The organism is Pedobacter sp. MR2016-19, assembly GCF_014947265.1.
In the GTDB taxonomy this organism is placed as follows: Bacteria; Bacteroidota; Bacteroidia; order Sphingobacteriales; family Sphingobacteriaceae; genus Pedobacter.
In genome coordinates this window covers 323750-338357 of record NZ_JADCNK010000003.1, presented here as the reverse complement: position 1 = coordinate 338357, position 14608 = coordinate 323750, and the positions used below count along the sequence as shown (strand labels likewise).

11 protein-coding genes are annotated in these 14608 nt (G+C 37.8%); 2 read left to right on the top strand and 9 right to left on the bottom strand.

The features are described from left to right. Positions 1-386: 386 nt before the first annotated feature. From IM793_RS06145 to IM793_RS06125, 5 genes are all read right to left on the bottom strand, one after another. The gene (locus IM793_RS06145; protein WP_193420212.1) at positions 387-935 is read right to left on the bottom strand and encodes a hypothetical protein; all 549 of its coding nucleotides are present in this window, start codon (positions 933-935) and stop codon (positions 387-389) included. Positions 936-1186: 251 nt separating this feature from the next. Next, complete coding sequence (locus tag IM793_RS06140) at positions 1187-1666, bottom strand: chloride channel protein (RefSeq protein WP_227256150.1); 480 nt, start codon at positions 1664-1666, stop codon at positions 1187-1189. Positions 1667-1767: 101 nt separating this feature from the next. After that, on the bottom strand, positions 1768-2346 hold the full coding sequence (locus IM793_RS06135) for a hypothetical protein (RefSeq protein WP_193420210.1): 579 nt from the start codon (positions 2344-2346) through the stop codon (positions 1768-1770). Positions 2347-3535: 1189 nt separating this feature from the next. Then, positions 3536-5773, bottom strand: coding sequence for a S41 family peptidase (locus IM793_RS06130; RefSeq protein ID WP_193420209.1), 2238 nt, complete (start codon positions 5771-5773; stop codon positions 3536-3538). Between the two features lie 212 nt (positions 5774-5985). Then, positions 5986-6210, bottom strand: coding sequence for a helix-turn-helix domain-containing protein (locus IM793_RS06125; protein ID WP_193420208.1), 225 nt, complete (start codon positions 6208-6210; stop codon positions 5986-5988). 329 nt (positions 6211-6539) lie between these two features. Between IM793_RS06125 and IM793_RS06120 the strand changes: the two genes are divergently transcribed. Further along, positions 6540-7451, top strand: coding sequence for a HEPN domain-containing protein (locus IM793_RS06120; protein WP_193420207.1), 912 nt, complete (start codon positions 6540-6542; stop codon positions 7449-7451). A 92-nt stretch (positions 7452-7543) separates the two neighbouring features. Next, positions 7544-8131 (top strand): hypothetical protein, encoded by a 588-nt coding sequence (locus tag IM793_RS06115; RefSeq protein WP_193420206.1) that lies wholly within the window; start codon positions 7544-7546, stop codon positions 8129-8131. Positions 8132-8406: 275 nt separating this feature from the next. On the opposite strand, the gene IM793_RS06110 is transcribed toward IM793_RS06115, so the two are convergent. The 4 genes from IM793_RS06110 to IM793_RS06095 form a co-directional block, all read right to left on the bottom strand. Then, positions 8407-10923, bottom strand: coding sequence for a P-loop NTPase fold protein (locus IM793_RS06110; RefSeq protein ID WP_193420205.1), 2517 nt, complete (start codon positions 10921-10923; stop codon positions 8407-8409). A gap of 626 nt (positions 10924-11549) precedes the next feature. Beyond that, positions 11550-12308, bottom strand: coding sequence for a hypothetical protein (locus IM793_RS06105; protein WP_193420204.1), 759 nt, complete (start codon positions 12306-12308; stop codon positions 11550-11552). Further along, entirely contained in the window at positions 12295-13377 is a 1083-nt protein-coding gene (locus IM793_RS06100) for an efflux RND transporter periplasmic adaptor subunit (protein ID WP_193420203.1), read from the bottom strand. Before IM793_RS06100 ends, IM793_RS06105 begins: the two co-directional genes overlap by 14 nt. Next, positions 13377-14606 (bottom strand): ABC transporter permease, encoded by a 1230-nt coding sequence (locus IM793_RS06095; protein WP_193420202.1) that lies wholly within the window; start codon positions 14604-14606, stop codon positions 13377-13379. Before IM793_RS06095 ends, IM793_RS06100 begins: the two co-directional genes overlap by 1 nt. Positions 14607-14608 lie beyond the last annotated feature (2 nt).

Here is a 14608-nt window from a genome sequence, read left to right as displayed (position 1 = left end):
AGTTTTATACTAAAATTCGCTGACTAAGCAATGCTGTGATGGATTCGATTCTTTATCAAGGTTGCATAAGACGCTGACATGCCTGCGCCAATGTCCCCATTGGTAAGTTTAATAGTAGCATAGCTATTGTTAATAAAGAATTATTTTTCCGTATTTTTAGATATATTTTGTGTAATTCCAAATCATTAATCAAATCGGATCTTTCGCTCTAAAAAACGTGAGTAATTCAATGAGTGGAATTACAAAACAGCCCCAAATACTATTTAAACGCTGATTTTAGCACTAGGTGCAAATCCCTCCGGGATCACATCAAAGACTATCAAATATATAAACCCCTGCAATCGCACGATTCGCAGGGTTTTTACTTTTAGGGGATTGCCTATTCGTTAATTTTTCTTTTCAACTGACATACTTATCCAATAAATCCCCATCTGTCCCCTGTTATCCATTACGCCCTTTGGCAACTGATTTTTAGGACAGCTTAAAATGGAAGTATCTACCCCTTTTACAAATGCAGTTAAGGCTTCAAGTTTATTTTCTGAAAATGGAAGTATCGTGTAGTCCCAACTGGAATAAAAAGACAACATCCACTTAAATTCTGTATCGATTTTTCCATCGATTAAATATTGATTTAAAATGGAATACGATTCAGATACGGTTGCATTGTCGAGATCTTCAATTCCTGTATAACAACTCGGCTCAACCAGAGCGTACCAATTTAAAAATATCATGCGCTTTAAGATCTCAAGCTTTGCTGCTTCGTCATCAATGCGAAAATAGAGTTGAAGATAAGATTTATGGATATTCCGATATTGGTCAAATATTCCTTCCGCGGAAAGTTTTTCGGTTACAAAGTCCATCGTTCCATTTTGAGACTCGGCATAATCCCAAATTTCTACTTCTCTATCAGATAAAATGTCGATTTCGTTTTTCATAGTATGATCCCTCTTTTCAGGTACTCGAGCTCAATTATTGATATCTTCAATAAAACCAAAATAGGTTATATGTTAAGCAACGTATTAACTTGCTTCCACTTCGGGTCAAAATCTATTTCGTAAGTGAATTTACCAATCTGTTTTCTGCCAGACTAACTTTTCTTAAAAATTGTTCGATAAGTTCATTCTCTTCCGAATAACAGAACTCGAACTAGCATTCTGGCTATACTTACAACAGCTTAGGGATTATTTCAAGTGATAAGGCCTATATAAAAAAGGAGAGAGAGGGCAACAATAGACCCTAAAGTGAGCCAACCGTATTTCCACTTTTCCAGTTTTGAGCACTTTTCAAATTCATCAAAATATTTAAGATACTTGTCGTTTTTAAATACAAAAAAATAGCAAACAATACCCGACAGTACACTACAAATAACAATATGTGGCATGGCTGCATAACTTATTAAGTTAGATAGGATAAGAAGAGAGAAAAAGAAAATACCCAAAACTCCCCAGAGTATTCCTCCAGCTGCCATTGTACTCAGCCCAAATTTTTTATCTCCAAAGGACCGGTCTATCTCCTTATTAATATCTATGCCCAATTTCTCATATCTTTTTTTCTGAAACGGCAACTTATGAATAAGGCGAAACGGATTTATTTTATTAGCCAGTAAATGCATTTTATAATGCGCCTTATAAAAACAAAAATGTATAATATTTAAGTAAGTTTCCATAGCCTTCATCTATCTTCCATGATAATAATCAACAATCCCTTTACCAACGTTACCTCCTGTTGGCTTAAATATAGATCTGAATGATACGGTTTATAGATTGCCTAATTTTTAAAAATCGTCTTAACATATTTTCTGGCGTCCTGCTCTTCTGAACTAAAAAAACTAATCCCACTTGTATGGGCATCATCTGAAATCATAAAGGTATGACCGATGCGCCGCCTGTTTCCAGACTTCCTTGTATATTTGCATTCTATAAACCTAAAACTTCCAATGCTGTCCAACCTCGAACCGACAAAATAAGTGGAATCATTTACGTCAGCTCGTGAGTTTGATTTTTTTCGTTCATCATCAATTTGAATGTACATCAAAATAGTATCTATCTTTACATACGAAACCTTTTCTGTGATGAGAATATACTTATATGGATTTATGGTATCAATCAGCATTTTAACATTTTTCTTTCTCTGGATTAGACCTAATAATTCATCTTTAAACCCTTGATCTTCTTTACGGTTTAGTATTCTATTTAGGCTTTCTTTATTCACCGGACTGTATGTATTAGGTAGTTTGATGGTTGCTCTTAGCGTCTCCAAATCATATTCCTGTAAATTATCTTTTTCTGCACAACTCTGAAAAAGTAAGAATAGCATTGAAATGAGTAGATACTGATAGTATTTCATCTTTAAAAATTTCAATTACCCAAAAAACGAAGTCCCGCAAAAAGCCCGTATATGAGCAACAAGATAGTCAGCGGAATCCATACATTTCTAGCATTAAAGTTCAGATCTCCAAAATGATGTTTCCAGAAAAAAATCGAGAGTACGAGACCACCTATCATGTTCGGGAGAAGAAATGTGAGAACAAAATTGTCAGTATATCTATGTGCTAATTTAAAAAGAACAATATTCCAGATTACACAGAACCCTAATACAGGTGCAATTTGCTTTCGATTATCTATTTCCGAAAGATTTTGGGAATAAATGATGCCGCCAAAGATAGTTGAAAGTAAAATTGAAAAAATTACGATTGTTGCCTGATTATAAAGTTTCGGTCTTTCTCCGTAAGTGTCTTCAGTCATAATGAGAGCATTAATAGTTGAGATTAAAATGTCTGTGCAACTTACAAAATTTTCCAACTGTCTAAAAATGTTATATTAACCTGAGTTCGATTAATAATGTGCTTTCATTTGGGTTATTTGGCGCCTTGCATGAACGGTCGTCACCCTGAACTTGTTTCAGGGTCTTTATAGCAAGGCGGTTTAACAGGAAAGATGCTGAAATAAATCCGATAGCTATCGGATCAGCATGACGAAACGGCTAGGCAATTCGTCCTAATAAAGTACATTAATTTTTAAACATTAATCGAACTCAGGTTATTAGGCAGTTTCTAATAGCTTGAGTTGATACTTCCATTCTCTAATTAAATCCGAATGGTTCTCTAGTTCTTCATTTGTCAAATTTGCATCGGCTTCACCCAACTTGAAATCTATTGTATCAGTCATATAAGTACTGATATTAAAAATATGACTCTTATCTTTATCTGATAGATACTCAAGCATTCGCAGACGGTACAAGAAGCGTTTAAGGCATAGCTGCTATCAAAATCACCAAAGCCATGCCTGTCCGTAGAGTTCCGCAGGGCTCTTACGGATTAGTAAATAGAAAAGAGTCTGTGACTCGCTTTTATTTGAGTTTATAAGTTAAATTCTATTCTAATATCCGTAGAGACGCTATGCTTAACTTTACGGACAGAGGGGGATTCGGTGTTAAGGCAAAACGGTATCGATATGCATTACCTGCTAAAAGAAATGCCTTTGAATGAAATATTGGATTATTACTGCCAGAAATACCCAAATGTCGATCTTAACAACTATTGGCTGATAACTTTAATTGCTCGTTCAAGCACTTCGTCTTTTCCATTTAGAATCCCTTTTATAGTTGGCTTTACCACGATTTCAGGAACGATACCAACGCGTTGTGTTTCCTTTCCGTTCGGATAGTATACACCGATGCCAGAGATCATGGTTCTAAGTCCACCAGGTAAAAAGATAGATGAAACGTTACCATCGGCGCCTGCTGTAGTACTTCCTACTATGGTTGAATTTTTTACCGAATGAAAAGCCATTGCCGTATATTCCGCTTGACTTTGCGAATTCTCATTGACAAGTACAACAAGCTTCCCCTTATATTTGTTATTGTCGCTGGTAATTTTCGGCCCTTCCAGAAACACAAATTCTCCAGGATTGTCTGGATTTCCAGTTGTAAATTTTACAAATGAAGTCGGTTTGGTAACAAAATAAGAACCAAGGGAAAATGGAACGAATGTATTTGGATAATTACGGATGTCGATGATAATACCTTTTGTTTCTTTAAAAGCCTTCTTTATTTCTGGAATGTCTTCTTGTTTAATATTGGCAAGTGTGATATAGCCAATATTTCCAGGCAATAACTTATAACATTTTTGGCTGCTATCTACTTTGTACCAATGGTACATGCGCAGATCCTTCCGCTCATAGGTTGGCACATTAACTTGTCGTTTCTGACCCTCAGACAGGTAATTCAAAGCAATCGTATTGTTTGGACTACGTAAAAGGTCAATAGACATATCTCTAAACCTGGCCGCGCTATTAGAAGCAGGATAATAAGGTTTTAAACTATCAACTAGTGAATTAATCGTCTTTCCATTAACATGTGTAATTACATCACCGATTTTCACTTTTGCCAATCCTGAAAATTCTGGATTAAAGTAATCTACAACCACCAATTGGTTCTCCACAAATTCTGCCTTGAAGGCTGCAAATTTGGTTCCTCTCAGCGCATTGCTTTTCTCGCGTCCTCCCCATAAGTTTGCGTGGGTGTCGTTCACCTCTCCTATCAGCTGTGCGGCGGTAAGTTCATACGCGAGTTTATCTTGGGCATTCAGGAATTTTGGAATATACTCCTCCAATACGGTATCCCATTTTTTATCTGTAAGATGCCTGTACGGGAAAAAATAATTGATCATGTTCCAGTATCGATAGAGAGATAATAACCTAAAGCCAGCATCTGGATTGGTCATTTCTAAATAAGGTCTCTCATTAGAGAAGTTCGGATTTCGTACTCCAGGTTCAAGTGCTATATAATAGTTCTTGCCTTGGTTTCGGTTATTGTATAGATCAGTAAGTTGGCTTTTTAAGTTAGCTGATAAACCAGCATCATTAATCCAAGATAGGTCCGGTTTTAACACGGCATCGGATGGAGTGGCTTTGCAGGTTTTACACGCCGACAGCACACCATAATTTTTAATCCAGTTTGCAAGAAGGTTATCTCGTTGTTGTTTGTCTTTTACTTTTATGTAATCTGGCAGGAACCTAAAAAGTTCGTAGTCCCAGTTATATTTGCCTTTTGCAATTTCTGGATGATGATACTTCATTAGTCCCCAAACTTTTCCCAAAAGCTCAAGGTTATGAATTAAATCTTGATTTAATGTAGGAAAAGTAACTTTCGAACCATCATCAAAAGCTTTATCTGCTTGGGCAGCAAATATTTCTTTTTGGAAGGTCTTTATTTTTGGATCGCCTAACTCTGTTCCATCGATTGTTATCTTTAGATCGTCTAGCCACATTTTTCCTTTACCTACCAATAGACCGCCGATAACTATTTGTTTGGTTTCTTTTGGATTAAGTGGCAAATTTATTTCAAAAGGAGCCCAATCTGTAGTCCCTGTAACACCTCTGTTAGACATATTATCAAAACCGATCTGTGGATCTATACGAATCCATAAGCCAGCATATCCCTCAGTTACGTTTTCTGTTTTTATGAAACCAGATAAGCGAATAGATTTGCCCTCATAGTTAGCGGGAAGGGTTATCGACAGCGCTCCGTAATTCTTTTTGCTACCAGTATTCTCAACAACAGCAGAAAACTTTCCGCTTTTTTTGTGCACCGAGTCTACGTAAAATTTATATTCTTTATCTCCAAATGTTGTCCATTGTGAAGGGAAACCATTTCGGTGCTGTTCGAAATCTAGGTTTAGTGTTTGTGTTACCTTGGCTTGAGAACAAGCATTCTGTACAAATGAAAATGCTAGTAGTATCGCAATGGTTAGTTTACTTGGTTTTGAAAGCATTAGTTTTTTTAATTAAAGTCTTACGCCTCTTTGGGAGACATTAAATAGTTAATTTCGGAATCAAAAAGATATCGTCCAAATGGAAATGGGAAAATATCCGTGTCTCCATTTATTATTATGTTATCTAGTGCTTTTTTGAAATACTTCATCATTATGAGATGATTAATTTAGTTGAATTCTGATGTAGCACTTTTCTTATATGGATATTCAATTTACTCTGGAAAGAATTCCCTCATTGAACAGCCCAAAATTTCCGCAATCTTTTTTAAGTGGTTGATGTTATATTTATCATCAGTCTTAGAACGTTCGACGTTACCCACAAACTTAGGATTTAGATCCATGGCTACCGACAGTACAGCTTGCGTTAATCCAGCTTGAATTCTTTTCTCCTTGACTCTATCAATAACATATTGTTCTATTTCGGTAAGTTGCGCCATTTAATAGCTAAGTAAGGAATAAATAAAAAATATTTGCCGTGCCATAGCATGGTAATTGTTTTTTGTTTATATTAGTATCGAAATAACAATAGTAATTATAAGAGTCTTGCGGTTACAAAATCTGAAGCCGTCAACGCAAGACAGCAGAAAAATACCATATCTATGGCTGGATGTGCTATATTTGTATATCCGCATAGATGTGGGATCTGCTGTAAATCCATGTTGACGTAAGGCTTCAGAAACTTTTATGTAACCATGGTTGGCAGATCCCACATTTATGATTCTGCTCATCCTAAGACTCATTTGAAAGAAATTTAAATGAGATCAATATGGAACCCAAATTATCACCAGAAGCCGAACACGCTGTCCATTTCAGGGAGTTTATCCAACGGCTCGCCCAGAAGTTCGAACCACTCCAGATCTTCAGCTTTTCGCAGAACAGCTCCACTCATCATTCCCAGGGCTGCTTTAATGACAATCAAAGTCATTTTAATTGCGACTATTGCCTATTGGCAGTTACCGAAACGGCAACCCGAATAGATTATGAAATGCAGGATTTTGCCAACAGCTATTATCAGCATGGAACGATTACGGTGATCTCCCATGGCAGGCAATCCGTTATCGACGCGGTACAGCAAAACAGCCGCTTTTTTATCGGGGTGCTTACCTCTGGAAAACTGCTCTACAGTAATGATGGACTGTTAGACAATGATCCAATAGCTGCGTTTATCCCCACAAAGGGCGCAATCAAGGCGCTCAAACATTATGAACATCGCATACCGTTGGCTGACGGATTTCTGATGTGCGCATCCGAATGTCTGGAGAAGGAACAGTTCGGGATTTGTACCTTTATGCTCCATCAGGCCGTAGAACAGACTTGTATCTGTCTGGTGAGGGTTCATATCGCCTACCGTTCGGAGTTCCACAACCTTTACCGCCTGCTCCGTTTGTGTACTTGCTTTTCTGAAAAGCCTTTTCAGCTTTTCCTTTCTACTCCCGAAGATGAGCGCTTATTTGAAATAATGGCAAAGAGTTATTCTGGTTCGCGTTATAAAGATGATTTTATGGTTTCCCGGCAGGATGCGGAGCGTCTTTATCAACGGGTCGCATCTTTTCTTTTGTTGGCCAAGGAGATGTGCAGCGAAAAAATAGAACTGCTGGCCAAATCGGCATCAGATTACGCAGTCTTAAAAAATGCCGATGATGTACAGATTGAAGGAATTTTACAGACTAATATGTAAGGCTATGAAACCATCATGAGCAAACGCTCGCAAACAGAAACGAATATTGCTCATGATAGCTTCATTACCGATAAAAAACAAATTATATACCAATGAAAAAGCAAACAAAAAAAACAGCAGATAACAGGATCGTTTATCTTGACCATGATGAAATAACAGATCCGATAAAAGTGGTACACGATTTTTTTAGTCACTCATGGTTGCCCAATCATTTAAAGATGTTGAAACGCTGGCGAAACGATGCTGCGCTTGAATCCGAAGAATCGAAAAAATGTAGCCCGGACTACCTTGTTTATCATTACGAACTAACCATAAAGCTGATAGAGGCTGCCTGGCTCTTAAAGCGCCACAAGCTTGGCAGACTTGACTTCGATGACAAACAGGAAAGTGATATCGCAAAATGGTACATCAAAACGGAAAGGAAAAAGCTACGGGACTATCCTGAAAATCTGAGTATTCGGGAGATCGTAAAGCCTTCATCTGTACTAAAGAAAATGTTCAGGACCTATAAACTGGACGGGTATAAAAAAATCCTGAACACATGGCTTCACAATGCACTAAGCAGCTCCTTCATAGAAGAAAGCCTTTCCAAATCTGAAGTAATCACAGTTTACGAACAATTGGTCAAACTGTTCGAAGCTACATGGCTGATTAGTGAGCGCGTAAAAGATGGCAATTAAAATTTTATTTTCCGTCTCGACCAAGCGAACGGCCTAACGGAAAAGTAAGGCAACCGCCAAACCTTTTCCGTAGACACCAGAGAAAAAACAGCAGGGCCGTGCAATAGACCGATGAACGTTCCTATATCATATTGATTTACGGCAAATCAGAATAGTTTGGGCGGCTTGAAGTAGCTTGCTTTCATAAGCAATTATATTTTTTACTGATTCCCATAATTATAAACAAGTTAGGTCAGAATTTTCTAGGACAGGCAGCTATCTGAACCAAAGATAAATTACGATGTTTCCGGCTTGTAAAGTATTGACTTGAACTCCATTTCAACATATTGCTTGAAATCCGTAGCAGCTATCTTGTCGAAGAGTTCAAGGTACTCTGCCCTGACCAATTCATCCAGAGCAGGGTTATCAGCTACTAGTTTACGATAATCATTCCTATCATCGAACATATCTAATACCTGCTGATAGATAAAGGCACGCGACCGTTCACGCATGTCACGCTTGATGCTAAATTTCAAAAATTCCGTTGGATCCTTACTTGCCAGGTAAAGCTTCATTCTTTCAGCCATTTCAGGCTCGAATCGCCAGTGTTCATAATATGCGCCCATCTCATCTGCCGGCGTTCGGTAATGTTCCCTTGCACCCCAAAATAGCCAGAGCGTGTCTTCACTCAGGCCATGTCCGCTGGTGGCCATTTGCGTAAAATAGGAATATTGATGTGCTGTAAGTTCTATCACCGGAACCACAAAATCGTCGCCTTTTTTCTTCAAATGATAAATCAGTTCGTTATCGAACAAAAAAGGCGCCATTGAAACACTGAACAGATGGTTGATAAAGTCTTTATAGGAATGCACATTTTTCGGATAGAGTTTATCAGTAATATTGTTGCCGTAATTATCTATCTTATTTACCAGTGATTCGTAATCAAAGTGTAACATGCCATCCTTTTCCACAACCGTCCGTCCGAAAGAAAAAATCCAGCGGATTACCTGCTCAAAATGGCGCTGGTCTTTAGTAATATCTTCCTGCATGAAACGTGTCATCAACTCTTTGTGTAATCCCTGCGTGGCGCAGTACTCCATATATTCCCTCATTTTCCCCGAAGACTTTGCAGCCTGGTAATCCTTATCCGACAGGTCAGTCTGGGACAAACGGTAACGGAAATAGATTTCAAAATATAGCGGGTAAGAAATCGAGTTCTTAGAATCCGGCCTATGATACTGGCTGCCCCTGAAAAGGGTCATAAAAAGGCCATCCAACAGCGAAACGTCTTCCGTGCTCAGCCCAAGTTTTTCGAGGTGCGTCCTGAATACCGAGATTTCATCAGTATGGTTCTTAAAGTCCTTCTGTTTAGCAAGACGTGGGGAAAAATATTGTTCATGTGTAGCGCGAAGCGGGGTTTCATATAGGAACATATCGCGCTTGGTGTAGATCAGATCATAGATGGCTGGAAACCGGAACTTGATAAGTTCCAGCAGCAGCAGGCATTCAAAGTCAACTTCCTCAGCGATCAGATTATAGGCGATCTTGAAGGTATTCAGAAAACGTACCACATCCCGTCCCTGCCTGAGTATGCCACTATAGGCCTTCTCATAACGACTTCGAAAACCGTTCGGGATCATTTCATTTTCAAAAACTGCATAATGCGCTTCAGATACCAATTCCTTTAAGTTACTTTTCAAACTGAACAAAAGATCATCCTGCTCACGTTTGGGCAGTGGGATTTCCAGTTGAAAGATTTTATCCAAAAAATCCGCAGCAGCGCCGTTCAATGTCCCTATTGCGGACTGTACATATTCCCTATCATAACCAACAAGATATACTATGTTTGAAAAACTGGCCGTATTTCTGATCAGCTTCAGCACCTCGATGATTTCGGCAGGATAAAGCCGGTCAAGGTCATCAATGGTCACAATCAGCTTATGGCCAGTCGCTCCAAGCATGTTGTTAATCTGCTGATATTCACCAGAACTTTGCACGGAGCCGTGGCTCCTTAAAAATCCCAACCAGTTAAACCATGATTGTGACCTTCCATCAAAGCTAGCCAGTTTGCGTCCATAACTGTAGATAAGCGAAGACATTTTCATGTCCACTCCGGCCACCTTATCAGCCAAGAGGTCAAAAAACTCCCTGCGGATCATTTCTGGATTGGTGGCACTCCAGGGGTCAAAGGATACCTTCAGCACCTTTTCCCCGCCAAGGGCTAGATTGATCAAGTTGAGAAAAGAGGTCTTACCGCTTCCGTACTGTCCCAGGATACCAATGGCGAACGATTTTTTATTGGACGTGTCCAATACTAGACGGGCAATCTCTGTTGCGGCGACCTTACGCTTGAAATGATCATCTTCATAACCGGTCACTGTATTATCCTCAACGAAGCCATTTCTTGATGACTGGGCACTACTAACCTCTGACTTAGGTGCTAACAGAAAACAAAGCGGTATCAAGAGAAGAAGTGCAATAGCGACCAAATCCCAATAGGCCAATTTCGGGATACTCGCCATCGGTGTAAAATTCCAATGAGCATTCAACCTTTCAAAACCGTAAAAGGCAAGGGCAAATAGCACAAACCTGAGCACGGATTTACAGGCACGCCCCCTAACCGTCCAGGCCACTAGAAAAGCCAAGCAAAGAATTACTACCGAATCGATCAAAACACTAGCTTCAAATGAAGCGAACAAGGGTTTGACAATGATTGCATCCAGCAATTTGTCAATAGGATTTTTAAACAGTAAAAGTATCGCCAGCAATATGGCCGTGCCGATATAGGGAGCGGTATTGAATTTATATTTCAAGGTTAATTTTTAGCTAAGATAAAGTTTTACAAGGCACACATTTTACTTTGTGCAAAACTTGAAATATCCTAAAGATCACCAACGCGTATAAAAGCTAAATTTTAATATACCTACATTTACACTAAGCCAACTTATCAATGAGCTATTGGTAGTAAAGATTTTATTGAAAATATTGCGTTACGCAGTCCCTTGTAGTTGAAAACTCTCTGCCGAATTGATAGTCAATAAAGTGCCGCCTTGACACGGTTTACTATGCACTAAATCTCTTCCTATAATCAAAAGCATCCAGCCTTCCAGTTTATAAAAACAAGGAACTTATAGGTTTGCTGATATTGAGCGACTTACTAGAAGTAGTTTTACAGGACTATAAGTTAGAACGAGAGATGCGTTACCAGCTTAATGTAAAACTGATTTATTCCTTGATCAGTAGCATATAATTAAAGTGCTCCCGTCTATATTTCAGAGGAAATACCAGATGGTATAACAAAAGGGTCTCATTGTGACGTTTATAAATATGTTCATCCACCATGCCAATGTATTTGAAAACACTTCGTTTTCAAACTTTCCGCTTTGACCCCCGAGGCAAGACTTGAGGTATTCTCGGAATAAAATTTAAAAAATATTAGCTAGGCTTTTCCTTTTGAAAAATATCTTATTGCAAAAAAGACCACCGTTCCAATAGCAACTGCAATAAGTAAGTTAATCAAACCATGTTTTTTTGGTGGCTTTATAAGGGTAATTGGTTCATATCCTTTGTCATAAACGAACGAACTATTAATTTTTACAAGCTCAGGAATTAGTGTTCTTCCCTTGTCATTGTCTAGGTAATAATTTAGAACCGTGATCCCAAATCTACCGATAAACGCATGTTTGATATAAATAATTTCTCTTGTGCCTGAAACGCGAATATGTAATGTCTGAGAAACAGCTTTATTAAGTGAATCTATTTTGACTGAATCAAACTTCACTAATTTAACCTTACTTGTATCCACTTCTGATGAGCGATAACTCAAAACTTCGTTTTCGAATTTCTTTTTAACAAGATTTGCCGTAGCAGTAAAAGATAATTTTTCAAAGTCAATATTTGCAACTTGATGTTGGATAAGAAAATATGGATAGTGAATTTTTTGAGACGTATCGTTACTTAGCTTAAAACCTACTTCATAATTTGCATTCTGTAATTCATTGGATTTAACAGTAGCATTTAATACCTGTGGATCGATAACTTTCCAAGTAAGTGGATAAGAAAATGAATAATGATTAGCACTTACATACTTTTTTTGCGCAAAGCTATAAAACGTTCCTATTAATAATAGGGTGGTAAGTAAGGCAATTCTGCGATAGCAGAATTGCAACATTAATGACATGCTTTTATTGTTTCTCATTATAGTTTGGTTTTATTATTTTGGTTTTCATCGAAATTCCAGATACAATTTCAGTATATATACCGTCTGATAGTCCTGATTTTACAAGCTTTTTTTCGACAACATTTTTATCCGTTAACACATTTACAAATATGGAATCGTTGGAGAACTGAAGATTTCCCTCTTCAATGGCCAATACTTGTATCCTTCGATCTACTAAGATCTCTGCGTTAGCACTATAACTATCCCGGATAGTATTTCGCAAATCCTTGGGAATTAATAATGATGCTGTGATTTCGAAATTTGTGACCCCATCATTAGACGTTCCAGTTGGAGAAATTATGGTAATCTTTGCCGTGATGCGCCTTTTGGGCAATGCAACCAAGGCCAAATTAATAATCATATTCTCATTTAAATTTGCAACTTCAATTTCTGAGATAGTTCCAACAAAATTTAATTCATCTAGGTTTCCAACGGATGCGATGGTTGTCCCTTCACTAAATGCACCCCTCGCCATGACAGATCCACCTATCTTTATTGGTAAGTTCAATATTGTTCCATCTGCGGTAGCTCTAATAATATTGCCATCACTGTTTAATGCGCTGCCATTTATGATTGATAATTCGGATTTAAGTGACTGAAATTCTGCCTGATGTATCTTTAATTGTTTTGTTACTTCATTGTATTCTGAACGCGCAATCACTTGTTTTTCAAACAATGTTTTATAGGCGTTGAAAGTTTTTGTGGTATTTTCCAACTGCGCGGCTGCTGCTTCCATCCTTTTTGTTAAACGTTGGAATTCGACAGGATCCGCAATTGTTCGGATTTGAATTATTGGATCACCTTTTCGTACATGGGCACCTACCTGAACAAAAACTTTTTCTATTACTCCTGCAATTATAGACTTTACTTCTATATTTCTTGCGGCCCGAATTTTTCCTGGGACAATAATTTTTTTGCTGATATTTCTCTTTGTGGGCAAAGTATGCTTATAATTTACACGTGGGGTAGCGGCATATTCGCTATATACCACGAAAACGATCACTGCAATCAGTAGCGATATTACGATATTATTTAATTTCTTTTTCACTATTCCTGTTTTAAAGCGTCTACTGGTTTTAATCTTGCGGCAAAGGTAGCCGGGATTATTCCAGCCAAAGTTCCTGATATAATAAGTATTATTAAAGCAGATATGATAATTGGGTAGTCAATGCTAGGATTTTTAAAGATCTGATTAGTTCCCTGCCCGTCTCCCTCATTCATGGCCAACTTAATCATCTTAAGAACTAATGTTCCCATTCCTAAGCCTAAGAGACCGGACACTGATGTAATTATGATCGATTCAGAAATGAATAACCACATAATTTGAATATTTCTCGCTCCGACTGCTTTTCTTATTCCAATTTCTTTAGTTCGCTCTTTCGCAACCGTATACATTATATTTCCAACTCCTATTATGCCGCTTAAAAGAGAACTTATTCCAATAAACCAAAGAAACCCCTTCAAACTGGAAAAAAAACTATTAAATGCCTTAACCTGCTCCTCCACACTATTGAAAATAAAAGCATTTTTATCCCCAGCATGAAAATTATAATGATCCGCCATATAAAGTCGGATCTTGGATTCGACTGCAGTTGTACTAGTACCAGGAAACAATGAAATAATTAACAACTTTATTTTTGCGCTACTGTTAATAAATGTATTGAAACTAGAGAACGGTAGATAAACCGATCGGCTTTCAAGCGCCGTTAGCAGGTTGGTTTTAATTACTCCTACTACTGTGAAATATTCATTACTTATTCTCACAGATTTACCTATACAGGTTTTCGATTTCCCAAACAGCACCTCAGCAACATCTTTACCTAATAAAACTACTTTTCTTTTGAATGAAAAATCATTTTGATTGAGCAACCTGCCTTCACTTACTTGTAGCATATTGATGCTAAAAAAAGTTGGATATACTGCCTTTACATCGAAGGAAGCGCGTAGCTTTCCAGAAACCAATGTCAGATTCTGCTGGATCTGTGGGGAAATATTTGATATCGGCGGCAAAAGACGATGGAGGTTAGCTACATCTTTTTCATTGAAGTATATCTCACGGTTTGCAGTTTCGTCAATTTCTGAACCCGTAGTATGTGTACTAAAAACGTAAAGGGTTTTTTTTGAAAAGCCATCAAATTGTTCCAAAACCCCATCTTGAAAGCCTTTTCCAACACCAACAAGAATAATTAAAATAAAGATACCCCAAATTATCCCCAGGCCGGTAAGTAAAGATCTTGTCTTATTACTATATATAGAATGAAAAATTTCGTATAACATAC